General features: G+C 46.8%; 20 protein-coding genes. 9 read left to right on the top strand and 11 right to left on the bottom strand.

Going from position 1 to position 26,251, the window contains the following annotated elements; translation table 11 throughout:
• Entirely contained in the window at positions 1-900 is a 900-nt protein-coding gene (locus CZ379_RS11185; RefSeq protein ID WP_110931703.1) for a response regulator, read from the bottom strand.
• Between the two features lie 248 nt (positions 901-1,148).
• Between CZ379_RS11185 and CZ379_RS11180 the strand changes: the two genes are divergently transcribed.
• On the top strand, positions 1,149-2,705 hold the full coding sequence (locus tag CZ379_RS11180) for a methyl-accepting chemotaxis protein (protein ID WP_110931702.1): 1,557 nt from the start codon (positions 1,149-1,151) through the stop codon (positions 2,703-2,705).
• Between the two features lie 161 nt (positions 2,706-2,866).
• On the opposite strand, the gene CZ379_RS11175 is transcribed toward CZ379_RS11180, so the two are convergent.
• A complete protein-coding gene (locus tag CZ379_RS11175) occupies positions 2,867-3,127 on the bottom strand; it encodes a hypothetical protein (protein WP_110931701.1) in 261 nt (86 codons plus the stop codon).
• A gap of 71 nt (positions 3,128-3,198) precedes the next feature.
• Complete coding sequence (locus CZ379_RS11170) at positions 3,199-4,449, bottom strand: MDR family MFS transporter (protein ID WP_110931700.1); 1,251 nt, start codon at positions 4,447-4,449, stop codon at positions 3,199-3,201.
• Positions 4,450-4,608: 159 nt separating this feature from the next.
• On the opposite strand from CZ379_RS11170, the gene CZ379_RS11165 reads away from it, so the two are divergent.
• From CZ379_RS11165 to aspA, 6 genes are all read left to right on the top strand, one after another.
• The gene (locus CZ379_RS11165) at positions 4,609-5,316 is read left to right on the top strand and encodes a response regulator transcription factor (RefSeq protein WP_324616514.1); all 708 of its coding nucleotides are present in this window, start codon (positions 4,609-4,611) and stop codon (positions 5,314-5,316) included.
• Entirely contained in the window at positions 5,313-6,275 is a 963-nt protein-coding gene (locus tag CZ379_RS11160) for a sensor histidine kinase (protein ID WP_110931698.1), read from the top strand. The genes CZ379_RS11165 and CZ379_RS11160 overlap by 4 nt, the downstream gene beginning before the upstream one ends.
• A 71-nt stretch (positions 6,276-6,346) precedes the next feature.
• A complete protein-coding gene (locus CZ379_RS11155; protein WP_110931697.1) occupies positions 6,347-7,288 on the top strand; it encodes an ABC transporter ATP-binding protein in 942 nt (313 codons plus the stop codon).
• Complete coding sequence (locus tag CZ379_RS11150; RefSeq protein ID WP_234405037.1) at positions 7,288-7,974, top strand: ABC transporter permease; 687 nt, start codon at positions 7,288-7,290, stop codon at positions 7,972-7,974. Before CZ379_RS11155 ends, CZ379_RS11150 begins: the two co-directional genes overlap by 1 nt.
• Before the next feature lie 425 nt (positions 7,975-8,399).
• Positions 8,400-9,644: a GNAT family N-acetyltransferase gene (locus tag CZ379_RS11145; protein WP_234404887.1), complete on the top strand. Its 1,245-nt coding sequence runs from the start codon at positions 8,400-8,402 to the stop codon at positions 9,642-9,644.
• Between the two features lie 100 nt (positions 9,645-9,744).
• On the top strand, positions 9,745-11,184 hold the full coding sequence (aspA, locus tag CZ379_RS11140; protein ID WP_110931694.1) for an aspartate ammonia-lyase: 1,440 nt from the start codon (positions 9,745-9,747) through the stop codon (positions 11,182-11,184).
• On the opposite strand, the gene CZ379_RS11135 is transcribed toward aspA, so the two are convergent.
• From CZ379_RS11135 to CZ379_RS11100, 8 genes are all read right to left on the bottom strand, one after another.
• A complete protein-coding gene (locus CZ379_RS11135; protein ID WP_110931693.1) occupies positions 11,160-12,935 on the bottom strand; it encodes a cache domain-containing sensor histidine kinase in 1,776 nt (591 codons plus the stop codon). The genes aspA and CZ379_RS11135 overlap by 25 nt on opposite strands.
• Before the next feature lie 15 nt (positions 12,936-12,950).
• On the bottom strand, positions 12,951-14,525 hold the full coding sequence (locus CZ379_RS11130) for a response regulator (RefSeq protein WP_110931692.1): 1,575 nt from the start codon (positions 14,523-14,525) through the stop codon (positions 12,951-12,953).
• Positions 14,526-14,648: 123 nt separating this feature from the next.
• Positions 14,649-16,313 carry an extracellular solute-binding protein gene (locus tag CZ379_RS11125; protein WP_110931691.1) on the bottom strand — a complete coding sequence of 555 codons (1,665 nt, stop codon included), beginning with the start codon at positions 16,311-16,313 and terminating at the stop codon, positions 14,649-14,651.
• An 84-nt stretch (positions 16,314-16,397) separates the two neighbouring features.
• Positions 16,398-17,291: a carbohydrate ABC transporter permease gene (locus tag CZ379_RS11120; RefSeq protein ID WP_110931690.1), complete on the bottom strand. Its 894-nt coding sequence runs from the start codon at positions 17,289-17,291 to the stop codon at positions 16,398-16,400.
• 27 nt (positions 17,292-17,318) lie between these two features.
• Positions 17,319-18,284, bottom strand: coding sequence for an ABC transporter permease (locus CZ379_RS11115; protein WP_110931689.1), 966 nt, complete (start codon positions 18,282-18,284; stop codon positions 17,319-17,321).
• 261 nt (positions 18,285-18,545) lie between these two features.
• On the bottom strand, positions 18,546-19,856 hold the full coding sequence (locus CZ379_RS11110; protein WP_110931688.1) for a 6-phospho-beta-glucosidase: 1,311 nt from the start codon (positions 19,854-19,856) through the stop codon (positions 18,546-18,548).
• Entirely contained in the window at positions 19,846-20,844 is a 999-nt protein-coding gene (locus CZ379_RS11105) for an N-acetylglucosamine kinase (protein WP_110931687.1), read from the bottom strand. The genes CZ379_RS11110 and CZ379_RS11105 overlap by 11 nt, the downstream gene beginning before the upstream one ends.
• A gap of 80 nt (positions 20,845-20,924) precedes the next feature.
• Positions 20,925-21,869 (bottom strand): AraC family transcriptional regulator, encoded by a 945-nt coding sequence (locus CZ379_RS11100; RefSeq protein ID WP_110931686.1) that lies wholly within the window; start codon positions 21,867-21,869, stop codon positions 20,925-20,927.
• Positions 21,870-22,310: 441 nt separating this feature from the next.
• On the opposite strand from CZ379_RS11100, the gene CZ379_RS11095 reads away from it, so the two are divergent.
• Together CZ379_RS11095 and CZ379_RS11090 are read left to right on the top strand one after the other, a co-directional pair.
• Complete coding sequence (locus CZ379_RS11095) at positions 22,311-23,663, top strand: lytic polysaccharide monooxygenase (protein WP_110931685.1); 1,353 nt, start codon at positions 22,311-22,313, stop codon at positions 23,661-23,663.
• 290 nt (positions 23,664-23,953) lie between these two features.
• Positions 23,954-26,188 (top strand): alpha/beta hydrolase family protein, encoded by a 2,235-nt coding sequence (locus CZ379_RS11090; protein ID WP_110931684.1) that lies wholly within the window; start codon positions 23,954-23,956, stop codon positions 26,186-26,188.
• Positions 26,189-26,251 lie beyond the last annotated feature (63 nt).

Genomic DNA, 26,251 nt, shown 5'->3' with positions numbered 1-26,251 from the left:
TTAATCCAATAGTTCTAGCCTACTATCTATATCGGAACCTCGTCGTTTATAATGAAATAACACGTCAAAGGATTCTTTCAAATGGATAGACCACGCATAGTCCTTATCGTTAAATAAAGGGCCTGCGTATAAATCATACATGTGTTGCAGCTGATCTGCCGTCAAATCCCTTTGAGCGGACAAATCTCTAATTCTATAGAAATCAACTTCGGCCTCTCCCTCTATTTCAAGCACATAGCCTTCATTGATTGCCCTAATCGACAAAGGTAAGGAATATTTCTCAAACGTCTTTTTCAAACGATATATTGTATTGTAAACATTATGTATGGCTCTGGAGCTATCCATCTCTGGCCATAGCATATCCGCAATGGTCCACTTATTTACGATTTGCCCTTCTTTTACAATGAAGTAAGCAAACATTTCCTCCGTTTTTTTAGTCGGCCACTTCACGATTTCCCCGACTCTATTGGTCGTTTGGAACGATCCGAAGCATCGTACCGTCATACCTGGCGCTCTAGACTCCATAGCTTGAATCGCCAAGTACCGCTTCATCTTCTCTAATTTGAACGCGAGGGAATCAATCGCTCGGTGCGTGATCGGCTTAAGCAAATAATCCACAGCCTCGATTCGAAAGGCATCTACCGCATATTCACGAAAAGCTGTTGTAAAGACGATTTGCAGGGAATCGCTCTTTACTCGCTCGGCCAATTGTAGGCCGTTTAAACCAGGCATGTCGATGTCGGTAAACAGCACGTCAGCCTTTAAATGGGGAATGTCCTTCAGCGCCTCAAATGGATCTATGTATGCCCCGATCAGCTCATATTTCGGATGCTCGCTCACGAACCTTTTCATTCTATTTAAAGATAGCAACTCATCCTCTACGATAACTGTTCTTAGCATAGCATTTACCTACTCTCAAGCTTATTTGGGACGCAACGACTCGAACTCAAGCTAGAGCATTGTATTCTGTGAGAATTCTGTGAGTTAAACGATGTATGATGTACATTATGCTAAAAATATTGAGTCGTTTGAATTGATCCCATTCGGCGAACGATTTGATTACTAATTCGGTCAATAACAGTCGTTTTTTAATAGTTTCACATATTTGTAACCAAAAACTTTTTGAAAAGGCAGGTAGGAAACGAAAGATGAAATTAAAGCATTTGCAAAAAAATTCGATCATGCTCATTTTATCCGGGATCTCATTGTTACTATCGATAGCTACGCATGCCGTGCACAGATATACAGCCCTCTTCGATGTTCATCGAGCAATGAGCGGAATTGGAAGTTTAACGCAAGGATTATCTCTTTTTAAAGGTTTCCTGTTTTTTCTCCCACTGATTCTTTTTATATTTAGTCTTCTAATTTACAGGAAAAACCCCCATTCCAAAGCTTTGCCCTGGATCATCAGCACGACACTGACACTCAGCAGTATTTCCATTATCGCCGGAGGAGATGGATTTGTAGAATACCATTTCTCCATATTTATGACAATAGCTATTATTGCTTACTATGAACATATAAAAATCCTTCTGTACAGCACTGCGATCTTTGCCATCCAGCATTTTGCCGGATACTTCTGGTTCCCTGAATTGCTCTGCGGTACATCGGATTACCGCTTCTCATTGCTGATGATTCATGCTCTGTATTTACTATTAACGAGCGGAGCGACAATCTGGTTCGTCTATGCCAAACAAATACATACCAATGAATATGAGAAAAAGGTTGCCTCCCAGCAGCAGGCTATAGACGAAGTTCTACGGAACATGAACAACTCCAGTGAATCGGTATTGTATGCCGTTACTCAACTTCTAGCAGGGGCTGGTCAGTCCGCTAAGGCCAGCCAAGAAATCGTCGCCTCCATCGAGACCATTTCCATTGGGGCTTACGAGCAAACGAACAGGCTGACTACGGGGGTTGAAAGCATTCAAAGCATGCTGGGCCAAGTTGAGCATATGAACGAAAACGCCAGCGTAGTCTCGGAAAGTTCGCAGGCAACCTCCAAGCAAGTCATTTATGGACAAGAGAAAATTCATTTGTTGGCCAGCCAAATTGATGTGATTACCTCCGCTGTCAATAATGTTCACGGAGTTATCAACGAACTCGCCGACAGCTCTATGGAGATTAAGAAGCTTGTCGATCTTATCTCTTCTATTGCGGAACAAACCAACCTGTTAGCTCTAAATGCGTCTATCGAGGCCGCTCGGGCTGGAGAGCACGGAACTGGATTTGCCGTAGTCGCAGCAGAGGTTAGGAAGCTTGCAGGCCAATCCAATGATTCTGCCGCCGAGATTCATCGAAACGTCCAGTCCTTTCAAAGCCATATTGACAATGTGCTGCATGAGATGAGTGTCAGCTTAACCGAAGTGCAGAAAGGACTTGTGCAAATCGAGGAAACGAAGCATGTGTTTGATGAAATTTCCGAATCTTCAAAAATGGTAGATCTGCAAATCAAGGACATGTCCGTCACCACGGATTTACTGCTCCAGCACTCCAAGCAGACGAACGACATGATGAATCAGGTTTCTGAAATTACGTCGGCGTTTTTTATGAACATCGAAAAAATATTAACTGCTGCCGAAGAACAATCCACATCCTCCGATTCGGTCAATGACATTGCCCTGAATTTGAAATCACTGGTATCCGAGTTGGGCGGCATCCTGAACAGTATCCAAAGAAGCTTAACGGAAGATAAATCCCGTTAAACAGCGAAAGAAGGCATACGGCTAATAGCCGTACGCCTTCTTCCTTTTTACCCCTATTTCATTTATTGAAATACTATAGAATGAAAATCAATACGTTCATAATTGATGAAAAAAGAGAGCCGCTAGGCTCCCTGATTAAGTATATCCTCGGGCTTACCTTACTATCTGCGACGTCGGCGTCTTCGCCGCCCTTCCAACAGCAAAATAGCCAGTAGATCAAACAGCACCAGCGGGATAATAAACGGGGCAAACACAGCATGAGCCTTACTTCCCCGATTGTGAACGGAAGAAACTTGGAGATACAGCTTATTTCCGCTTACCTTTACTATTTTTCCGTATAACACCGCCCCGGTCTTGGTCTTTACTTTGACCCGCTTATTCAGATGCTTCCTAGCCTGACCCTGATCACTAATCTTCACCATGTTAAGTCACCTCCCCAGCACATGACACAATATACGCGTCATTCGCCGGGGAAGTGTGGACGGATGCCTAGTCAGGATGAGATGAACTGTCGTTCTTCCTGGTTGGCGCGCATCTGCTCCAGCCGATGCAAGCTTCGATGAGCCATATACAAGAAGGGGACGCCGCAAACGGTCATCAGGCCGAGAAGAGCAAAAATCAGCCGCGATGATTCGACACCGAGAATCTCAAGCAGAAAGCCGCCGAATAAGGGAGCTAACACCATTCCTAGATTATTGAACCCAAACATGCCGAAATATGCTCCCCTTAGCTCTGGCTCGGCAATTCGATCGACAAGTACATCTGTGGCAGTGAAGGTCAACACTTCCCCAATAGTAAAAAGGACTACACAAGCCATAAGAGGCAATAGGGTATCGAACAACCCGAATAAAACCAGGCTCCCGCCCGTAAACAGGTTGCCTGCAATAATTGGCAAAGCAGGCGCAAAACGGGTCGCGAATCGAACGAGCGGATATTGAACCGCTAGGACGACTACTGCATTGAGAGACAACAAATAACTGAACCATTTGACCCCTTCCTCAATTCGCGGACTCATCTCCATATACTGGGCTACCGTGGAATCAAAATGCCCATAACCGAGCACACAAAAAATCATCCCAATCAGAACCAGCATAAATGTCCGATTGCCGCTTGTCGCTTTCAATGCTCCAGCCAGGCCTGTCCGCTGTTCATTCCCCTTGTTCGCCTGTCCCATCTCTGAATAGCGCCAAAATTGCATAAGCAAGCACAGACCGTAGCACGCATAAACTACCGCCGCTATCAAAAACACACTATTCGAGTTGGAGGCTCCTACCCGAAGCCCGAGCAGCGGCCCGATGACAACTCCTAAGTTGATCGCCGCATAGCGTAAATTGAACACAAGCAGCTTACTCTCTTTAGGGGTAATATCAGCGAGCAGCGCGCGAGAAGTGGGCTCAAACGTCGCCCTGCACAGACCGTTAAGTGCGTTCATTATGAAGAACATCCATATTTGATTTGCGAATGCAAAGCCGACGAATACTAGCACCCAGCCGAAAATGGCTATGAAGAGCACCTTTTTGCGGCCAATAATATCAGATATATAGCCCCCATAGAAGCTGGCAAACACGCCGATCAGCGAGCTGACCGCAACAACCGTTCCCGCCTCTGCGGGTGTTGCACCCATAGATCGGATCAAGTAGATAGACAGGAACGGGATACTCATCGATATCGCCGTGCGGCCAAATATCGTGCCGATGATGATCGTCCAGGACAGCGGGTGAATTTGCTTTAAATGAGCATTCATAGACACGCCTTCTTTTTTACATATTATTCAAAACCATTCAACAATTAAACTCCTAATCTTTAGAACTGTCAAGGTATATCGAATGGGCGTAGATATGATAAAATGAAGTCCAATACTTGGTAAACTAATGAATAGGTGGTATTAGGTATGACTCAAAGCATTCAAAACATACTGCTTGTTGAGGATGATATATCAATTAGCGAGATGGTCATCAGCTACTTGTCCAAAGAAGGCTATACCCTCATTCACGCACGCGACGGAGAGGAGGCGCTTCGCTTGTTTAACGAGCATAACTATGCTCTCATTCTGCTTGACCTCATGCTGCCTCAATTAAACGGCATCGACTTCCTTAAGAAAATTAGAGAGGGGAGCCGCGTTCCCGTGCTTATTGTTTCAGCGAAGGATAGCGAAGTAGATAAGGCGCTGGGCCTTGGCTTTGGAGCGGATGACTACATCGCTAAGCCCTTCTCGCTGATTGAATTGACCGCTCGCGTAAAATCCGCCATTCGGCGGGCAACAGAATACTCGGGATCGGGCGGGATGGCTCCGCTTCAGCCTAATATTGTAACCGTACAGGATATTACGATGGATATCGACAATATTCTGGTATGCAAGAAGGGACGTGAAATCCGGCTTACCGCCAAAGAGTGGAGCATTTTAAAGCTGCTGTTCACCTATCCCAAAAAAATATTTACGAAAGAACAAATTTACCGCTCTGTATGGGGAGATGAGTATTACGGGGACGAGAATATTATTAATGTGCATATGAGCCGGCTGCGCGAGAAGATCGAGGACAACCCTTCCTCTCCGCAATATATTAAGACCGTCTGGGGAATCGGCTACAAATTGGGTGATTTCGGCCCATGATAGTTCTAGCGCTTCTCCTCGCCCTCCTCGCCGCCTTGTCGATCGGACTGAACATCATTCAACTTGCCTCCCGACGGAGACGGGAGGCTAGCCTCGTGGAAATTTCCAAGAAGCTAAGCCGTATCTTGAATGAACAGTCCGCTGAGCGGCTGCTGCTTTTTACCGACGATACATATTTGCAATCCCTGGTAAGCGACATTGAACGTGTACGAACCGAAAGCCAAAAAATAGCCGTTCGTTATGCAAAGACAGAGCAATCCATGAAGAAAATGCTGGCAAATATCTCTCATGATCTGAAGACGCCGTTAACCGTCATTTTAGGATACATCGAAATCATTCAAAGTGAGCCTGCGATGGATCGCACAGAACGAACCCGCTTACTGCATAACATTCAGCAAAAAACGATGGAAATCATTACTTTAATGAATTCCTTTTTTGATTTGGCGAAATTGGAGTCCGGCGACCAGCAGGTCGCTCTAACGAAAGTGCATATGAATGAAATTTGCCGCAAAAATATTTTGTCCTTCTATGAAGCGGTTCACTCCAGCGGTATGGAGGCCGTCATTGAAATTCCTGACCCTCCTATATACGCCTATGGCGATGAGGAAGCGTTAAGTCGGATCTTAACTAACCTGCTGTCTAATGCGATTCGTTACGGTCATGACGGAAGAACGCTCGGCCTGAATCTAACTGCGGATGAGGCGCATGTCAGAATAGAAGTATGGGATCGGGGCAAAGGCATTCAAGAACAAAATTTGGAGCGAGTATTCGAGCGCATGTTCACGCTAGAGGAATCAAGAAATCGTTCCTTTCAAGGCAGCGGGCTTGGCTTGACGATTACGAAGAGGCTTGTGGAAGCAATGGATGGAACGATCTCACTGCACAGTCTTCCTTACCAGAGAACAGCATTCATAATCCAACTGCGACGCGCAGCACAACCAAACTTAAGATTTTCGTAAGATTCATATCACAAAAAAGACAATGTCTGCAGCTAGAATGAGGTTGTAGTAAACGGAAGGAGACATGTAACGTGGATTATATCATTCAGACCCTAGCGCTAAGTAAAGCCTATGAGGGAAAAGAAGTCATCAGCAACGTGAGCTTAAACGTTCGAAAGGGAGAAGTCTACGGATTCCTCGGCCCTAACGGCGCAGGCAAGACGACCATCATGAAAATGCTAACGAATCTTGTAAAACCGACGACCGGCGAAATTCTACTGTTTAATGAACCACTAACAACCTCTTCTTATGAAGTGTTGGGACGGCTTGGCAGCATTATAGAATATCCGATATTTTATGAGAAAATGACAGCAGTGCAAAATTTGGAGCTGCATGGCGAATACATGGGCTACCATAATAAGCATGCCATTCAGGAAGCCCTGGAGATGGTCCATTTAAAGAACACGAATCAGAAGCCCGTCAAGGATTTCTCCCTCGGCATGAAGCAGCGGCTCGGGATTGCCAGAGCCATTATGACTAAGCCTGAGCTGCTGATTCTGGATGAACCGATTAACGGCCTAGATCCGCTAGGAATCAAAGAAATACGTCATTTATTGCAAGTTTTGAACAAGGATTACGGAATTACCCTCTTAATATCTACTCATCTATTGAGCGAAATCGAGCAGATTGCGGATACGATCGGGGTTATCAGCGAAGGCAGATTAATCGAAGAAGTGTCTATGGAAAGCATCCGAGGCCAGAATACGGAGTTTATTGAGCTCGTCACTACCGAGCCTAACCGGGCAGCAGCCATCCTGGATCATCAGCTCCGAATATCCAATTTCAGAGTTCTGTATGACCGGAATATTCGCATCTACGACACCTCTGTCCCTCAAGGAGACATACTTAAAGCGTTAGTTCAGCAGAATATCGAGATCGAAGCGATAAATAAGAAGGTCATGTCCCTCGAAGAATACTTTCTCGATCTTGTCCAAGGGGACAGCAAGAGGAATGAAGGAGGGCTTAATCAGTGATGAAGCTTATGAAGCTAGAGCTCAAAAAGTGCTCGCTAGGATGGTATTTTATCAGTGCCATTATCGCTAACTTATGTATTATTGCTATGATGATCGTAATTAATTATGTAGAAGCATCGAGCGAAATGGCCATTAAAGATCTAGAAGAAGCTTGCATTGTCATCGGGTCTTCCATAAGAGCTACATTTGTCATTTTGGCCGGGGTGCTGATCTCTAAACTCATTATCGAGGAATATAAGAATAAGACCATCTTCGTCCTCTTTACCTACCCTATTAGCCGTAAAAAGCTGATTGCAGTAAAGCTGCTGTTTATTGCAGCCTTAACAGGTGCCGCCGTTTTTGTATCGAACTTAATTTCGGCGGGGATTTTCCTGCTTCTGAATTCTTATTTGCAAATCATCCCAGGGAATGTAGACATGGCCTTCCTGCAGCAGCAGGTGTTATCTATCCTTACCTTTTCGATCGCCACAGCAGGTACGAGCCTCATTCCTCTGTATTTTGGATTACGCAAACAATCCATTCCAGCAACGATTGTATCTTCCATACTGATCGTCGCGCTGATCAGCTCGCACAATCCAGCTTTCTCAATCGCTTCGATCGTTTACGTGCCGCTAGCACTAGCCATTGTCGGTGCTGCAATTGCCAGCTGGGCTATTCGTAATATAGAAAAGGCCGATGTCTGCTAATTCCTGCACGAATACAGGTTAACGCTTTTGCTTATCGCGGTTTGCCTTCATTTTCTCTTGAAGCACATCCTTGAATTTAACTGGCTTATTGTGACTGTCATTCTTCCTGGAAAGATGCATGATTGGTGATCTAGGGTGTTGGGAGTAGTATGGTAATGAACTTTGAACGACAATGTTCATAGCTATTTTGCTCCTTTCTTCGCCATCTATATCGCACAACGCAGCATAATTATGTATGATTCCTATTAATGCACTAAAGCAACTTACCCATTTCTCAATTACATTAAACTTAATACATTAAAAACAGGAGAAAAGTTGCAGCCTCAATAAATTCATCGAACCGCCTTATCTGTCTTGTGAGTATAATATGGAACATGATACATTAGACATATCTAGTTAATTCATGAAGCATGGGATGTGACCTGATGATGTCGAGTATTGAGATTCGTCCGGTTCAAAGCCGTATCGAGTTGGAAGCGGTTTATGAACTGTTGGACACGTGCTTTCCCTTAGGCAAGTCTTATTTTCAATCCCGTCTAGACCACAGCAGCACTTATCGCTTTGATACAACTTGGGTAGCTGTCGTGGATGGAGTTGTCGCTTCGACGATCCAAGTTTTCCCTTATATATGCCGTATAGAAGAAGCTACTCTCAAGGTTGCTGGCATCGGCAGCGTAGCAACGCGACCCGAATTCCGCGGGCAAGGGTTAGGTCTGAAAATTTTGCACAAATCGACAGAATGGATGGCACGGGAGGGTTACGATTTATCGTTGCTCTTCGCGGTCATCCATCCTTTTTATGAGAAATTGGGATGGGCCATCGTACCGGAAATGGAATATCAGCTAACAGCAGAGAAAGTTATCTCCGAAGCAAGCCGAATGATAGCCGAATCCGGGGCGGCATCCCTTTATTCGATCCAACCCTTCGACCCTTCTGTCCATACGAAGCAAGTTGCTGATATATATGAGCAAATCAACAACAGACGTACTTTATCACGGGTACGTACCTATACGTATTGGCAGGACATGCTGCAGTCGGTAGAGTGGCGGGATGGCACCTGGGCCGTGGCCCTGCAAGGCGATTCCATTGCGGCTTACGGTCGTCTAGGCCGGAAAAACAACGAGGCCATCGGACTTGAGGAGCTCTGCTACTTGCCGGGACACGAATCCGCCATTCTACCGCTTGTATACCATTTGCTCGAACAGCATCCCGACGTAAGGAAGGTGCAATTCAGCCTTCCGCCGGATCACGCCTTACTGACACTTCTAAAGCAGTGGCACGCGGATGAGGATGCTTCGAACCTGATGATGTGGAAATTGATCCGGTTGGCCGAAACTCTGCATATCCTAAGACCGGTATTGCAGCGCAGGCTCCAGTATGAATCGGTTACCGATTTCAGACTGGCTATAGCCTGCGAAGGGCAATCCGCGCTGCTCATTTATGAAGAGGCGCATTTAGCGGTTGTGAAGGACTTCGATTCCAATGAAGTCACCACCCTAAAGTTCCGCCAATCGGAGTTCGTCTCCATGCTGTTCCATGGCTATATTAGTCAAATGACGATCGAGCATTACCCGGGAACAAGGCAAGAGCCCCATCCGCCGATGGATGATTTGCTGCAAATATTGTTTCCGGCCCAGAATTCCGTTTTTTATTTGACGGATAAATTCTGACCTCATTAAATTATATGTGCAAAACAGGCCCTTACCTGGATATCCTGTGATTCAAAAAGGTTACAATATAGATGTAGATATAAGGAGAGGTGGAAGAATCATGCCAAACAACTCATTTCGAATCGAAAAAGATTTCCTAGGTACCTTAGAAGTTCCGAAAGAAGCCTATTATGGCGTCCAAACGATGCGTGCCGTGGAGAACTTTCCAATTACCGGATACAGAATATATTCCGAGCTTATCCATGCGATCGCTTTGGTCAAAAAAGCGGCTGCCCAGGCAAACATGGACATCGGCCAGCTTGACCCTGCGATCGGTAAAGCGATAATCCAGGCGGCTGACGAAATTATGGGCGGACATTATCACGATCAATTCATTACCGATCCGATTCAGGGCGGCGCCGGCACTTCCATCAACATGAATGCCAATGAAGTGATCGCAAACCGCGCGCTTGAAATTCTGGGCAAAGAGAAAGGCGACTATGCCTCAGTTAGCCCGAACAACCATGTGAACATGTCCCAGTCAACGAATGACGCCTTCCCTACGGCAAACCATATAGCAATTCTTAATCTGCTCGACCGGTTGCTCAAGACGACTCGCGCGCTGGCCAATACGTTCAAGAAAAAAGCGCAGGAGTTCGACAGCATTATCAAAATGGGACGAACTCATTTGCAGGATGCCGTCCCCATCCGTCTCGGACAAGAGTTCGAAGCTTATCGTCGTGTGCTGGAAAGAGACATTCGCAGAATGGATCAGACCAGACAAGCTTTGTTCGAAATCAATATGGGCGCCACAGCGGTGGGCACTGGCTTAAATGCGGAGCCCAAGTATATTGAGCGCGTCGTCAAGCTTCTGGCAGAGTTTAGCGGCTACCCGATGTTCTCAGCAGGCCAGCTAGTAGACGCTACCCAGAACTGCGATGCGTATACAGAGACATCTGCTGCGCTTAAGCTTTGCATGATCAACATGTCCAAAATCGCCAACGATTTACGGCTCATGTCTTCCGGGCCTAGAGCAGGAATCAGGGAAATCACCTTGCCGGCTCGCCAGCCGGGCTCCTCGATCATGCCGGGCAAAGTCAATCCGGTCATGGCCGAGCTCATCAACCAGGTCGCGTTCCAGGTCATCGGCAATGACACCACGATTAGCATGGCTGCGGAAGCCGGACAATTCGAATTGAACGTCATGGAGCCCGTGCTCGTGTTCAACCTGATGCAGTCCATCAGCATCATGAACCAGGCCTTCCAATCGTTCCAGAAGTACTGTCTGGAAGGAATCACAGCGAATGTGGAGCAATGCCAATCCTATGTGGATCAAAGCGTCGGTATTATTACCGCGCTCAACCCGCATCTCGGCTACGAAACGGTCAGCAAAATCGCTGCCGAAGCCATTGCCACGGGTCGCTCCGTCCGAGAGCTATGCCTTGAATATAAAGTGTTGACCCCGGAGGAGCTGGATGAAATCCTCGATCCCCATGAGATGACCTCACCGGGAATTGCCGGGGCCAAATTCCTGCATCAGTCCACTTCCTCCGGGAAGTAAGGGGTAGCGGGGATGACGATCTGCACCGTCGTCCCCATCCCCGGCCTGCTGCCGATCGTTACGCCGTATTCAGCGCCGAAATGGAGCTGGATGCGGCTATTTACGTTGCGGATGCCAAAGCCGACATTCTGTCCTTCGACTGGGTCGAAGATGCGCCGAATGAGTACAGGCGACATGCCCAGACCGTTATCGATCACTTTGAATACGATGCTGTCTCCAGCTTTTCTCGCTTCAATCCGGATGTGCAGAGCATCACCGAACCAGGCATGCTCCATCGCATTTTCAATGAAAGGCTGCAATATCAATTTAATCGTGACGTACCTTACAATCTCTGGATCGAGGTCATAGGAAATCGTCACCTTGTCCCCGTATTTCGTCCTCTGGATATTAAGATAGGCTTCCGCCTGCTCCAGCTCATGGCGAATTGGAATAACCGTTCTTCCTTCATTTAGAGAGAGTCGATAGAATTTGGCAAGATCAAGCACCATCTTCTGCAGCTTGTCAATTTTGCCGAACTTGGCCAGCCGGCTAATAGATGACAAGGTGTTATACAGAAAATGCGGATTGATTTGCGCCTGCAAGGATTCCAGTTCCGCTTCCTTTTTCTCAATTTGCGTAAGATACACCTGCTCGATGAGATGGTCGATATTTTGGCCCATCTCATTCAGCGCGGAAGCGATTTGCGAGAATTCATCCTTTCCCCGATAACGCATGCGCTTGTGCAGGTCGCCTTCCCTAAAGGCATTTAATACGGACACGATCTTCATGACGCGTACCGAAAAATACCGAGAAATGAACATCCCCGCGATCGAGAATACGATCAGTAAAATAACACATGTCCCCAATATAAACATACTGACTCGCGCAGAATCCCGCTCCATAATCGTCATCGGCACATAGGCGTGAAGCTTCCAATTCCCGTCATTCAAGGTTTCCGTGATGACTAAATAATCCCTCTCCGACAGCGCCTCCATCCCCTCGTCTACGGGGGCTTCGCCCGACTGATATAAAACTTGGCCCTGCTCATCCCTAAGCAGTAGTACGCTGCCCTCCCCGATTTTCAAATAGTCCATCGCTTCGAACAGCTCCTGTATTCTAGCGCTAAAACGCATAAATCCGACTTCCTTGACTTCCAGCGGGAATACATCAACCATGCGCCGTAATAGGGATATCCGACCGTATTCCTCATCCCGCAGCACCATCTTCCAAACCATCGTTTTCCCATACACTTCTTCGGGATGCGTTGTATACCAATTTTGATTTTCCAGCCGATCCAGATGATAAATATTGTATTTGCCTTGGAGCATATCCAAATCCTCCTGCTCGAAGGAGCCGTAATAGGATTCGTTGAAATTCTGATTTTGCAAAAAGATGAACATGCTCATATTCAACCTGGTTGCTTGCATCGCATTCTGGAATTTGGGTCTAAGCGTCGTAACCGTCCTATCATAAGTATCCCAGCCGTTCTCGAAATGGCGTAGGTGCAGTACTAATGAATAATCATCATATATAATAGAAGAAACTCGTTCCACATCCTCCAGTTTGTATTCGATATTATTCCTGATTTGCAGCAGCGTTCCCTGCAAATTCGTTCGGGCATGCTTGCGGATCGATTCTTGATACATCGCATTTGAGAAATAGCCAATCGCGATGACAGGAATGACGATAAAGAACATATACGTCAGCATCAGCTTATAGCCGAACGGAATATACTGCCTCTGCTTCTTTTTCTTATGAATAGGGGCTAACATGTTTTCCCTCCCGAGTTACTCTCGTTTGCGAAATTCCATAGGCGTCATCCCGTAGGTTTCTTTAAATTGCCTGCTGAAATAGGGGATATAACGATATCCAACCTGATCGGCTACCTCATAAATTTTAAGCGTTGAATTTCGCAACAACTCGCTCGCTTTCTCCATTCTTAGCTGAACAAGCATTTCGCTAAAGGTCTTGCCTACTTCTTCCTTAAATAGATGACCCAAGTAATTCGGTGAGAAGGAAAATTTGTGGGCAATATCCTTCAATGTAATATTCTCGTGCATCTGCTCCTGCATCGTGCTCATTATCTCACGGATTAGCCTGCTGCACTGGGAGTTCTCTCTCTGCCGCAGAGTTTCGGAAATTTCGAAAGCTTTACGTACGAGCCAGGAGCGAATATCGTCCATCATTTCAAATTTCAAAACAATATCCAGATTAGAGAGCTCGAAGCCCAACAGCTTGGATAAATCCTCATCCAGCGTGCTCAAGTAGTCCTCCAGCTTAAACACAATATAAATTGCCAGGTTATAGATCGTAAACTTGGAGCGCAGCGTCGAGACCGATTGGAACAAATTATCGATCTCGTCATGTATTTTAACGAGCTCATAGTTAGACATCGCCTTGAACAAAGCATCGAGACGAATGTCCAGCGTTCTCGCATCCTTCATTTCCGGGGTACGGCGAACTTCTTCATACTTAATAAGATGTCCTCTGCCAATAAACATCTTGCCATCCAGCGCTTCTAGTGCTTGTCTATAGGATTCCGGAAGCAGGGATATTTCCTCCACCGGCTCTCCAAGACCGATCGTCACGGAGACGGCCAGCTTCGAGTTAACCGCATCATATAATGTAAATATGCATTCATTCACTCTATCTCCCTGCATGATGATAGCTAACCGCCGTTTGGACAGCTTGCAGGTATGCTGCATGCCGCACTCCTGCAGTACCTTATTCATCGCTTGCAGCCATTGATCGAATTGGCCAGCCTCTTCTGGTGTGCTCCGATTCTTCCAATCCAAATCATCCATTTCAATGACGGCCACCCGCAACGGGCCTTGAAGTGAAAACAGCCCATGGGCTGCCGCTAGCCGTGTCAAAGACTCAGACTCCTCCCCATGCAGATCTCCTTCCAGCAAACGAATGAGCAGCTCATTCTTTGCCATGGGAATCATGCTATGGTAATGCTCCTCGGCTTCCTTCCGTTTACCTTCGATTTCGAGCTCCTGCCTGATTGTTTGCAGGGATGCGATCAATTCATCGTCATCCACCGGCTTAAGCACATAGCTGCAAGCCTTCATAGATAACGCCTGCTTCACATAGTGAAAATCCTGATACCCGCTCACGAACACGATGCGAATGTCCGGCTTCTTTTCAATTGCCTTCCGTGCCAGCTCCAGCCCTGACATATTGGGCATATTGATATCCGTCACCAATATATCAACCGGCCGATGCTCAATAACTTCACAGGCAGCGAATCCATTACTCACCGCACCAACCACTTCAAGCCCAAGCTCAGACCAAGGGATGAATTGCTTCATTCCTTCAAGGTCAAGCATCTCATCATCGGCTAACAGCACTTTGTACATCGCGGACATCCCCCCTTAAACCATCTTCTTGGGTTAAGAATTATAATTTTCAGTCTCGGCATTTGAATAACGCAATGAGGGGTCCCGTAGGCCCCCTCAAATACAATTATTTATTTCTATTAATTATCTGTTAATCATTGCCTTGTTCTCTTCCCACTTCATTGTATAATAATCGAGAACTATTTGGAATCCAGCTTTCATAGAATCCTCTTGGGCTTTATCCAGCATTGCAATTGCTTCTTCATCTGTTTTCGCATATAAAGTTTGCGCTCTTACTTTCAGCCAGATATCCTTAACCCGCTGGAATGCAATGCCTTCCTCGGTTTCCGGCATCGGATGCATATTTACAAACTCCGTATAGTCGCCTTGTGTTTTCCAAGTAATTTTATATTGCCAGTAAGTGGCCCAGTTGCGATCCTCTTCATTTAGAGTCTCTTCATATTTCCCCTTCATATCATCTAAGTATACTGTATTACCCACCCACTGGAAAGGATCAGTCGCTTTCTGATGCTCAGCAAGTTTGTCTCTTTCCGTTACATATTTTTCTGTAAATATCGGCGTAATTCCATCCTCTTGCCATCCTTGCCAGAACTCTCCCTCAACATCGTAGTATTGCAAGACCATACCTTCAGGTCCAGTCCACCAGTCAAGGAAAGCAAATACAGCTTCAGGATCCTTCGCGCTAGTTGTAATTACCGCAGCGTTCCAGCCTAATTTATTATAAGTACCTGGGAAAATTTTGTTTTTGTCCAGACCTTCTTTATGGATCGGCCAAATCATGAAATAACCATCGTTTGGATCTTTCTTTCTTAGTGCTACATCAGCTTCCATCGCAAATACCGTAGGATTCCCGGAAGCATACACAGCTACGCGGCCGGATGTAAGCTTTTCTTGAACCTGATCACGAGTTTGAGTCATTGCATCTTGTGTGATCAGACCTTCGCGGAACAATTTAGCAGTGTAGACAACCGATTCACGGAATGCCTCATCTGTATAGATCGATTCCATCTTGTCGCCGACTGGAACAGCATAATATCTTTCAGCACTTAAATTGTTTTCCTTAAATGCGGAGTAAATTTGGCTAAGACCATGTCCCTCCGCGGCCAAGTCTGTTTCCAATGGAATGACGTTCGGATATTTTTCTTTAACCATTTTCAAATAGCTGTACAGATCGTCAGTTGTCTCAAGCTTAGGAGAACCTAGCTCCTCGTAAATTTTCTTATTTACTACCCAGCCCGCATTTCCGTTCGGACGGTTCGTATACCAGTTCGGGAATTGATACAGCTTCCCGTCTGGTGAACGCAGCATATTCAATGCTACAGGGTCAAGCCATTTCTTCAAGTTCGGGTATTTTTCCAGATAGTCGTCGAGCGGCACAAGAAGCCCAGCTTCCCGAAGACGCTCTACGTCTGCACCGCGCTCTCCCCAGACAATGTCCGGCATCTCACCGGAAGCAATCATCGTATTGAGCTTCTGAGCTGCATTACCGCCGTTCGGAGTTTCAATAACTGTAATCTTCTTGTTGTCTTGAACCCATTTTGTCATGGGATCTGCTCCCCACTTCGGCATGTTATACCAATCGTAGTTACCGAAGATAGAGATTTCAAGAGGCTCTTTGCCAAGCTGATACAGGTCTGACTCCTGAGGCGTTTCTTCCCCTTGCTGTTCTCCCCCATTGTTGCTCGGTGCGGCTGTTTTGTTTCCGCCATTACCGGATGAGCAACCCACCATGAGTGAAAAGATCATTACCACAGACAAGATACTGACTAACCAATTTCTTTTTTTCATCCTGCTGCTTTCCCCTTTCAATTTCTTATTTATGTTTAAAGCGATATGCTCTAAACTCAATCCTACGAAATAGCCTTACTCGATCTACTCTTTCAGTGAACCAACAAGAACCCCTTTAACGAAATGCCTCTGTACAAATGGGTACACCGTAATAATCGGAAGTGTAGCTACCATCATCGTTGCCATAGACAACGACTTACTCGTAACCGTTTTCACCCTATCCATATGCGCCAAAGCCGCAGAGTCCATTCCTCCCTGACTAGTTACAATATTTGAAAGTAGAATCTGCCGAAGGATCGTCTGTATCGGATATTTATCCACGTCCGAAATATAAATCCCCGCCAAGAACCATTCATTCCAATGTGCTACCGCTGCGAACAGGGATAAAGTCGCAATGACCGGACCTGACAGCGGTATTACGATACGGAAAAAAGTACCCCAGTTCCCGCAACCATCTATTTTAGCCGACTCCTCAAGACCTGATGGAAGCCCCTGGAAAAAAGTACGGAATATAATCATATTCCAGACGCCAATCAAGGAAGGTATGATAAATACCCAGAAGGAATTCATCAGTCCAAGATTACGAATGAGCAGGAATGTAGGAATCAAGCCCCCCCCGAAGTACATCGTAATAATACACATAATCATGTAATATTTACGCCCGATCAGTTCCCTTTTCGACATACCGTATGCAAAGATGGCTGTACACAATATCGATGAAAACGTACCGATCACTGTACGAAGGACTGAGATAACAAACCCATTAATCAGCCTTTCATCTTTAAACACAACACCATAGTTCTCTAATGTGAAAACTCTGGGCCAAAGTGTAATTCCGCCTCTTGAAGTATCCATTCCTTCGTTAAAGGAAATTGCCAGAGCATTCAAGAATGGATACAAAGTTGAAATTGCCAGCAAAGACAATAGAATATAAACGATAATAACCATGATTCGATCGCTAAAGCTGTCACGCACCATTTCCGCATTCCTCCAATTGTGTCAAGATTACCACAGGCTATTTCCAGATCTTCTAGCTACTAAGTTAGCCAAAGTCAAAAGTCCAACACTGACCACTGATTTGAACAGGCCTACCGCTGTAGCATAAGAATAACGGTAGTTTTCAATCCCTATCCGGACAACATACGTATCGATAACATCGGAGACGTCCCTAATTGCCGGATTCGCAGCAAGAATCAGAATATCTTCAAAGCCTGCACTGAGCAGATTGCCGATCGCCAAAATCATGAAGATCGTAACGACGGGCATGATTGAAGGAAGCGTTATCAAATAAATTTGTTTAAATCGGCTGGCCCCATCGATCGACGCCGCCTCATAAGTATGCGGATCAACCCCTGCAATCGCCGCCAGGTAAACGATCGAGCCGAAACCAATCTCCTTCCACACGTTTGTAGTTACGAGAATTCCCCAGAAGTATTCGGGCAAGGACAAGAAATTAATCGGCTGGGTGATTAAGTTCAATCGCTCCAGGAGCATATTTATCGCACCGCTGTCTACGGACAACAAGGAGCTCACCAGACCGCCAACAATAACCCAAGACATAAAGTACGGCAAATAAGTTACCGATTGGACTACTCTCTTAAAAGTCATCTTCCGGACTTCGTTCAGCATCAAAGCCAGGATGACTGGCGCCGGAAATCCAACAAGGAATTTAAGAAAGCTGATAATGATTGTATTGCGCATCACCAGTCCGAATTCCGGTGAGCTAAAAAAATAACTGAAATGCTTCAATCCCACCCAAGGGCTGCTCGAGAAGCTGCTGCCAATCTTATAATCCTGAAAAGCGATTATAATTCCGTACATCGGAATGTACGAAAAGACAAATATTAGCGCTAAAGCTGGGATGACCATTAATTGCAAATCCCATTGTTTGAAAAAGCGTATTAACCCACTATCTTTTTTCTTTTGCTGTGGGCTTGGCTGCATGCTTTTCTCGATGGAAAGCTGTGACATATGTATTCCCTCCTACTCCGTTTTCCAACGTCACTGAAGTTATCCTTACTTCCTATCTTAAAAAAGATGGCGCAGATTAACTACTTGCCTAATCAACTAAATCTGATAGAAATCACCGTCTCTTGCATCAGAGCCAGAGGAAAACAGGAGAGGAGGACAGGTCGCATAAAAAAATGCTGGCCCGCAGGATATAAAAAGGGCTGCCCCGATCATCATGGATGATTTTGGGACAGCACCTGGTCTACAAGGCCGAAGAGCGCTTTATGCGAAAAAATTCGGAAGATACTCACGATGTGCTTCCAGCAACTCATCCAAAATCACCTTTGCCGTCGAAACGGAAGGTACGAGCGGATGATGAGCCAGAGCTTGAAGCGCCAACGCGCGATCACCGCTAACCGCAGCCTTAATCGCTAGGCTCTCATACGTCTTCACCGCATGCAGCAGACCTTTGATATGTGAAGGTACACGTCCGGGCACGAGCGGAACAGGCCCGCCAGAGGTAACGACACAGTTCACCTCAATGGAGGCATCCTTGGGCAAAAAGTCATAAATTCCGTTATTAGCCACATTCAAGGTCTGAATATCATTGCGGCCGAGATACAGAGACTGCATCAGCTTTACAGCCGCTTCGGAATAATAAGCTCCGCCCCGCTGCTCCAACTGCTTCGGCTTCTCCTCCAGCGTCTCATCCTGGTAGAGCTCGAACAGCTCCTTCTCCACCTGGCTGACAATATCGGCCCTGGTACCATTCTGCTCCAGCGATTCCTTCATTTCCGCAAACATCTCGTTTTGCATATAAAAATATTTGAGGTAGTAGGTCGGCACAGCCCCCAGTGATTGCAGAAATTCAGGATCCCAACCAAAGGTTGGAACATTTGATGCCGTATATTCTCCGCCTTCTCCAGCGAGCAGCTCAGGGAGAACCTCCTGACCATCTACCAAGGCCGAGGTTACCCAATGCAGATGATTGATTCCGACGAATTCCGGCAGTACCTTGTCCTCTGGAACATCATAAGCTGAAGCCAGAGATTTTTTGAAGTTAATCGGCGAATTGCACAGACCGATCGTTTTGACGCGCGAATATTTATTCACGGCCTCGGTGATCATGCCCGCGGGATTCGTAAAGTTAAGCATCCAGGCGTCGGGTGCCAGCTCTTCAATATCACGGCAAATATCCAAAATGACAGGGATGGTGCGCAGCGCCTTGAACATGCCCCCTGGCCCCGTCGTTTCTTGACCAATAACTCCGTGGCAAATCGGAATATGCTCATCATGCTTCCTGGCTTCCAGCATCCCAACGCGCATTTGAGTCGATACGAAATCAGCATTCTTAATCGCTTCTCTCCGGTCTAAGGTCAGATTCACTTGAATAGGCAGCCCTGCTCTACGAACCATTCGCTTGGCAAGATTGCCTACGATATCCAGCTTCTGTTTCCCGGCCTCGATATCGACCAGCCAAATTTCAGCTATCGGCATTTCAGCATATCCGTTAATCAGCCCCTCCAACAGTTCAGGGGTATACGAGGAGCCCCCGCCGATTACAGCTATTTTGAGACCACGTTTATCGCTCATCTCTAACCTCTCCCTTCAAATCGCTAAAGCTTGCGCTGCGCATACGGCTCATGATTTCCTCATCGGCCACGCGTCCCTTTACGTCCATGGCACTTAATACTGCGCCAGCGACCGGCTCCATTGCAATGCGTGCAACCTTCGCCCGTGGAGCAGTCAATCTGACCGTCTCGCCCAGCGCATCGGTCATAATCGTGCTCCGGCTCTTGGACAGTATGCTTCCGCCGAGGACGACGTCAAATTCATCCTCCTCCATGCCCAGCCTGCGTATCAGAGCTGCAGCCGCATTTCCCAGCTCGCTGCCCTGCTCCGCCAAGTAACGGGCGGCTACTTGATCGCCTTGCTCAGCAGCTTCAAACACAAGTTCAGCCAATGTTAGCGGAGGGGTATAGCCTTGATCCAGAGCGGCATCTATCATTTGCGGCACACTTTGAAACCCGCTGGCTCCGAGTACAAGATCGTGAAGAACCGTAGGTTCACCTCGTAAATCCCAGGCACGAACCGCTGAGCGGAATGCAAAATTCGCCAAGTCCCTCCCCGAGCCTTGACCGTCGCCATAAATATATCCGAATCCACCGTATTGCACTTCTTCTCCGGCTTGGTTGCGGGCGGCAGCGTTAAATCCCGTGCCGCTAATGACGACTGCCCCATAAGGCCGAGCCGTACCTGAGCGCATAGCAATCATCGTATCGCAGGCGATAGAATACTCCGGAAACTCCAATCTTCGAATCATCGGACGCAGCACCTCGTAATCCGGTTCGCGATCCGCTCCGGCCAGCCCAAAGTATGCATAAGTAATGCTATCCTTGGACAACCCGGCTTCCCGAAGAGCCTGGTGACAAGCCGAAGCAATATTATTCTCCGCATGCCTGGGATTGGTTTGATGATTTCCATTGCCGCTTACACCGCGACCGAGTGTCTCGCCCTTCTCGTTGACGATGAGGCTGTATGTCTTACTGCCGCCAGCGTCGACACCCAAATAGAAGTTCATAGGTCATCTCTCCTTCTTCTTTAGAATACAAAGATAACCTGACGAATTCTTCTATTATCAGCCTCTAAATTAATACGATCTTACTTTTCAGGAGTGTTAACAGATGATTTATACTCATACTCCCCATGCAGCCGCTTCCTCATCGCTGTTGGCGTCATGCCTAAATAATTCAAGAACAGCCGATTAAAGTTCGAGAGATTGCGGAATCCGCATTGCTGAGCGATTTCCAGCACGCTCAGTTCTCCCTGCTCCAGCAATTCGACCGCATAATCAAGCCGAAGCTGAACCAAATAGTGTAACGGCGATGTCCCAACAACCTGATTGAACAGCGCGCTGAAGCGAGACGGGCTCAAATGCGCGATATCGGCCAGCCTTTTCAATGTCCACGGAAGGGAGATTTCGGTTTCCATCGCCAAAATGACTGCTCTCATCTGCTCCAGCTGTCTTTTGCCGGAATGGGAATGGCCAGTGCCCAAGCTTCGGCCTCGCTTTCCGTTTGAGCCTGCGGCCTCACGCCTGAAGCTGCGGTTAATTTCGCCTAGGAGCAGCAGCAATAATCCGCGAATGATTGAGGGATGCGATCGCCTTTGCGCTGCAAATTCGGCATCGATTTGCTCGATGTAATTTGCAAGCCTGCTGCTTCCCGGCTGATCATGGGAAATATGATTCGAAAAATTAGACCCCGTATCCCGAAAGGGGAGCAAAATTTCCGGATCATACCTTTGCTCAGTAGCCAGCAAAGACGGCTCCATCATCAGGATGACCATCTCCAAGTCATTCCCTTCGTAAGCACGATGCAGATCCTCCGAGTTGATCAGGAATATATCGCCCGCGCTGAACGGGTACTCCTGCCCATTGATCACATAAATTCCGCTGCCGCGGGTGATCCAATTGATCTCAAGTGCCCGATGCCAATGAAGTCTCTGAAACAACGGGGACACCCCTTCTGTTCTGGAGACGTGCAAGGCAAATTGAGGCGGCAAGGTGATCTGATCTCGCTGAATGGAAGTGGTTGACGGCTTCATTTTTTTTACCTCCTGTCATCGGTTCGCGTCTTGATAAATATGGGTTTTGTATGATATACCAAAAATTTCTCAAAAAAAATAGGCTTGACGAGCAGCAAAACGGGCGTTACTATGTTACTTAAATTTGTTAACGATTTGTAATAATTGTTTATATTCGTCATTTAATCCATTATTGACCACCCTATTTTTTGTTGATTTTTGCCGATTCTCGTCATTGTTTGTCTCATAAACGAGGTATGAACTCTGTCAAAGACTGTTGCAAACTGGAGCTCCTTGGAACAGTATCTTGGACTAGAGTTTATATAAAATCAAATTTGCAGGGAGGTGATATTAGTAAACAAGACCTAACTCATTGTATAAGGAGGAAGTCCCGCATTGTCAACCTTGATAAAGCAAAGTTGTACAGACAGTATCACTCATATTGAGAAAGGGGTTAACGTAATGTCAGCAATTCGAATTTCACACTCAGCCGTTTTGAAAGCGATTACTTCTTTGGGCGTAATAGTTATTTTATCTTTTATTATGATTTTGTTTGCCGAACAAGCATCGGCACATGGTTATGTAGAAAGTCCCGGTAGCCGAGCAGCTTTATGTAAGAATGGACAAAATACGGACTGCGGGGCCATTGTTTATGAGCCTCAGAGCTTAGAAGCACCCAAAGGATTCCCTCAGGCAGGACCTGCTGACGGCAAAATTGCCAGCGCAGGCGGAGCTTTCCCTAAATTGGATGAGCAATCCGCTACACGCTGGGCGAAGGTGAACATGAACTCGGGAACGAATACGTTCACTTGGAAGCTTACGGCTGCTCATGCAACCGCCAGCTGGAAATACTACATTACGAAAGAAAACTGGGATCCGAATGCTCCTCTTTCCAGAAACTCCTTTGATCTGACTCCTTTCTGCTCCGTAGACTATGGCGGTGCCCGTCCTCCATTCGAATATTCAAATACCTGCAACGTTCCGCAGCGCAGCGGATACCATGTCATTCTGGCAGTTTGGGAAGTTGCTGATACCGCGAATGCCTTCTACAATGTCATTGATGTCAATTTTGGCGGCAGCAATCCTCCTACCGATACGATTGCTCCAAGCGCACCTGGAGCTCTGACTTCTCCTGGAGCCACTTCCACGAGCGTGTCCTTGGCTTGGAATGCTTCTACGGATAACGTTGGCGTTACCGGGTATCAAATTTACAACGGAAGCGCGCTTGCCGCAACGGTTCCAAGCTCTGCTTTGAACTATACCGTTACCGGATTAACCGCGAACACTTCTTATACCTTCACCGTGAAAGCCAAAGACGCAGCTGGCAACCTGTCGAATGCCAGCAATCCAGTTACTGTAACGACAGAAGGGGTCATTGTGGATACCGAAGCGCCTACGGCTCCCGGCAATCTGCATGTCATGGGGAGTCCTACCTCCTCAAGCGTCTCCCTAATGTGGAACCCATCGACGGATAACGTGGGTGTAGCAGGCTATCACATTTATAACGGCACTACTTTGGCAGCGACAGTTTCCGGTACAACTACTGAGCATGTCGTTATCGGATTAAGCGCAGATTCAAGTTACACATTTACTGTTCGCGCTTTTGATGCTGCTGGCAACGAGTCTGCAGCGAGTAATTCCGTCAACGCTACGACGGCGGAAGCTCCTGCGGCCGAGCCATGGGCGGCAAATACGGCTTACACGGCAGGGACGCTGGTAACTTACAACGGCTCCGTATATGAATGCCGTCAGCCTCATACTTCCCTGGAAGGCTGGGAGCCAACGAATGTTCCAGCACTATGGCTTTTGAAGTAGGTCTTAATAACTGATAAAATCTTGATTCGGCCCCTTTTAGGCTACCTTTGGATAATTTCTGCTTATCCATCGTAAAGCCTAAGGGGCTTTTTCGTATGTAGCCCTTTATTACATATTTCGGAAAACGAGATGAATACGCTTGATCAAGTGCTGACCACCTTTCCAGATGCTCGAAGCATGTTACAATAAATATAGATCAATAGCCGGCTTCGATCCTTTGCAGGAGAGATGAATCCAAGAAAGGATTTGGCCTCTTCGGCAGCGAAGCTCGGTCAAGGGTGGGAGAAAACATGGAACTTCAGCAGCTTCAAACTGAATATATTCCGCTCAAGCCTCGGTTGCGGACGCGTTTTCGTCATAGAATTCGCCAAACATATCGTTATGATACTTTGTTTTGGCGCATCGCTATGGCTGGCCCTTGGGGGGCAGCGATGTTTGTATTCGCACTGGCTGCGCTGGGCATGCCTACTGGACTCGGCGCATTAACGGACATTATTATATTTATTTCCCTAGGGACGACAGGGCTGTTTATCGCCGTCCATCTGATTGCCTTGCTTCTAGCGCTGATCGGCTTGCGGGTTCCCAGGTTGTATGCAGGAGCCGTCTTGTACACGTTAGCTGCAATTTTCTTTATTTTTTGGCAGGATCATGATACCGCAATCTCTGCTATCACTGCCGGTGTGCTGACTCTTCTGGGTATTCTGGCAGGGATTGGCGCCGGACTGCTTCGCGGCCGCTTCAACAGGCAGTTGCTATTCTATATGACCGCTCTGCTTGGAATAGTATGTGTTACTGCAGCCGTATGGCCCATGGATAGCCCAGCAGCACACTCTATCGCAACGAACAACGTATCTCCTATTCAGGCAGCTAATCCGTCCAAACCAGGAGAACTCAACTATATTCAATTTGATTATGGGAACGGGAGCGATTATTGGAGATCCGAATACGGCAAACGAACTGATCTTATTTCAACTTCGGTAGATGCCTCCGAATATATTGAGAAATGGCCTGCATTTCGATCACGCTATTGGGGATTTGATCAGAGCTCGCTACCCCTAAACGGGAGAGTATGGATGCCCGAAGGCTCCGGCCCCTTTCCGCTGGTGCTCATCGTTCATGGTAATCACCTTATGGAGGATTTCTCGGATGAAGGCTATGGCTATTTAGGCGAGCTGCTAGCCAGCCGGGGATTTATTACGGTATCGGTCGACGAAAACTTTCTAAATTATTCCGTATGGTCAGGGATTCCGGACAATGATATGAAAGTTCGAGCCTGGCTTCTGCTCAAGCATCTGCAGCAAATCGACGAGTTCGCAGGTGAGCCGGATACTCCTTTTTATAATAAGGTTGATTTAAATAGCATCGCACTAATCGGACATTCTAGAGGCGGCCAAGCAGTAGCCATGACGAAAGATGCCGAACGCTGGTTCAGCCAAGACGAGACGCTAGGCAATCTGGAGCGTTATCAAATTCAAGCTGTCATAGCCATTTCCCCGACGGACAAAAAGGTGGACGGGGGACTGGCGCGCATTAAGGACGTCAGCTATTTAGCTATCCAAGGGGCTCGAGACGCGGACGTTATTGATTTTGATGGAGACAGGCAGTATATGCGAACGTCATTTACAAAATCGTCTTCCCATTTCAAATCTTCTATATATATTGCCGACGCCAACCACAGTCAATTCAACACAGAATGGGGCTTTCGCGATATCAGCTATCCGAAGGGAATATTTCTCAGCCGGCAGGCGATCATTGGTGCGCAAGAGCAGCGGGATATTGCTAGAGTTTACGTTTCTGCATTTCTGGAGACCACGCTCCATGGAAATGAGAGCTACATGCCGCTATTTCAGGATTATAGAACTGGCCTTCATTGGCTTCCGACGGGGACTGCCTATTTCAATCGTTTTGAGAATGCCGATTTCAATAAATTAGCTTGGTTTGATGAGGATTTAAATCGAGTGACGCTTCCAAACGGCGGCTCTGCGCAGGGAACTAATTTAACATGGGTGGAAGAAGAGGTCAAAAATCGCAAACAGACAAATAAAGGAAGCCGGGGCGTCACCTTGGAATGGCAGGGGAACAATGACAACAAGGCCTCATATTCCTTATTATGGGATGATTCCTTCATACCTAAATCAATGCTCGAGCAACCGAATACCCTCTCTTTTTCCTTATCTAATCGAAGCTTTGAGCTGGCCGAACCGGATCTTGCTTCAACGGAGCTGCGGACAGAAATAGAATTGCAGAGTAAAAATGGAACCTCAGCCCGAATAGCGCTGGCCGACTTTTGGACGGTTGATCCTCCGCCAGATGTCGCCTTCACGATTCATCCTTGGCTGGAAAAGCGTCTATCCGACGGCAAGTACAAGCATCCACAGGAGGCGGTATTTCAAACGGTAATGCTGCCTTTGTCCGAATTCACCAAGGTCAACCCCCAGCTGGATTTATCTTCCCTCCAACGAATCACCTTTTATTTCTCCGGAGGGCCGGGCAAGATCATGCTGGATGACATTGGCATATATTAAGGCAACCACCAAAAAAACCGCCAACCATTATCGATCAAACGATAATAGGTTCGGCGGTTCTTT

Source organism: Paenibacillus bouchesdurhonensis, from assembly GCF_900155685.1.
GTDB lineage: Bacteria > Bacillota > Bacilli > Paenibacillales > Paenibacillaceae > Fontibacillus > Fontibacillus bouchesdurhonensis.
The sequence above is the reverse complement of the archived record's forward strand: the minus strand, read 5'-3'. Positions and strand labels throughout refer to the sequence as shown.

Bases quoted from the DNA above. Each gene is read 5' to 3' on its own strand.
- CZ379_RS11110 (WP_110931688.1), bottom strand. From the start codon at position 19,856: ATGAGCGATAAACGTGGTCTCAAAATAGCTGTAATCGGCGGGGGCTCC.
- CZ379_RS11090 (WP_110931684.1), top strand. From the start codon at position 23,954: ATGGAACTTCAGCAGCTTCAAACTGAATATATTCCGCTCAAGCCTCGG.
- CZ379_RS11130 (WP_110931692.1), bottom strand. From the start codon at position 14,525: ATGTACAAAGTGCTGTTAGCCGATGATGAGATGCTTGACCTTGAAGGA.
- CZ379_RS11135 (WP_110931693.1), bottom strand. From the start codon at position 12,935: ATGTTAGCCCCTATTCATAAGAAAAAGAAGCAGAGGCAGTATATTCCG.
- aspA (WP_110931694.1), top strand. From the start codon at position 9,745: ATGCCAAACAACTCATTTCGAATCGAAAAAGATTTCCTAGGTACCTTA.
- CZ379_RS11115 (WP_110931689.1), bottom strand. From the start codon at position 18,284: ATGTCACAGCTTTCCATCGAGAAAAGCATGCAGCCAAGCCCACAGCAA.
- CZ379_RS11170 (WP_110931700.1), bottom strand. From the start codon at position 4,449: ATGAATGCTCATTTAAAGCAAATTCACCCGCTGTCCTGGACGATCATC.
- CZ379_RS11160 (WP_110931698.1), top strand. From the start codon at position 5,313: ATGATAGTTCTAGCGCTTCTCCTCGCCCTCCTCGCCGCCTTGTCGATC.
- CZ379_RS11180 (WP_110931702.1), top strand. From the start codon at position 1,149: ATGAAATTAAAGCATTTGCAAAAAAATTCGATCATGCTCATTTTATCC.
- CZ379_RS11120 (WP_110931690.1), bottom strand. From the start codon at position 17,291: ATGGTGCGTGACAGCTTTAGCGATCGAATCATGGTTATTATCGTTTAT.
- CZ379_RS11100 (WP_110931686.1), bottom strand. From the start codon at position 21,869: ATGAAGCCGTCAACCACTTCCATTCAGCGAGATCAGATCACCTTGCCG.
- CZ379_RS11150 (WP_234405037.1), top strand. From the start codon at position 7,288: ATGAAGCTTATGAAGCTAGAGCTCAAAAAGTGCTCGCTAGGATGGTAT.
- CZ379_RS11125 (WP_110931691.1), bottom strand. From the start codon at position 16,313: ATGAAAAAAAGAAATTGGTTAGTCAGTATCTTGTCTGTGGTAATGATC.
- CZ379_RS11095 (WP_110931685.1), top strand. From the start codon at position 22,311: ATGTCAGCAATTCGAATTTCACACTCAGCCGTTTTGAAAGCGATTACT.
- CZ379_RS11105 (WP_110931687.1), bottom strand. From the start codon at position 20,844: ATGAACTTCTATTTGGGTGTCGACGCTGGCGGCAGTAAGACATACAGC.
- CZ379_RS11185 (WP_110931703.1), bottom strand. From the start codon at position 900: ATGCTAAGAACAGTTATCGTAGAGGATGAGTTGCTATCTTTAAATAGA.
- CZ379_RS11175 (WP_110931701.1), bottom strand. From the start codon at position 3,127: ATGGTGAAGATTAGTGATCAGGGTCAGGCTAGGAAGCATCTGAATAAG.
- CZ379_RS11145 (WP_234404887.1), top strand. From the start codon at position 8,400: ATGATGTCGAGTATTGAGATTCGTCCGGTTCAAAGCCGTATCGAGTTG.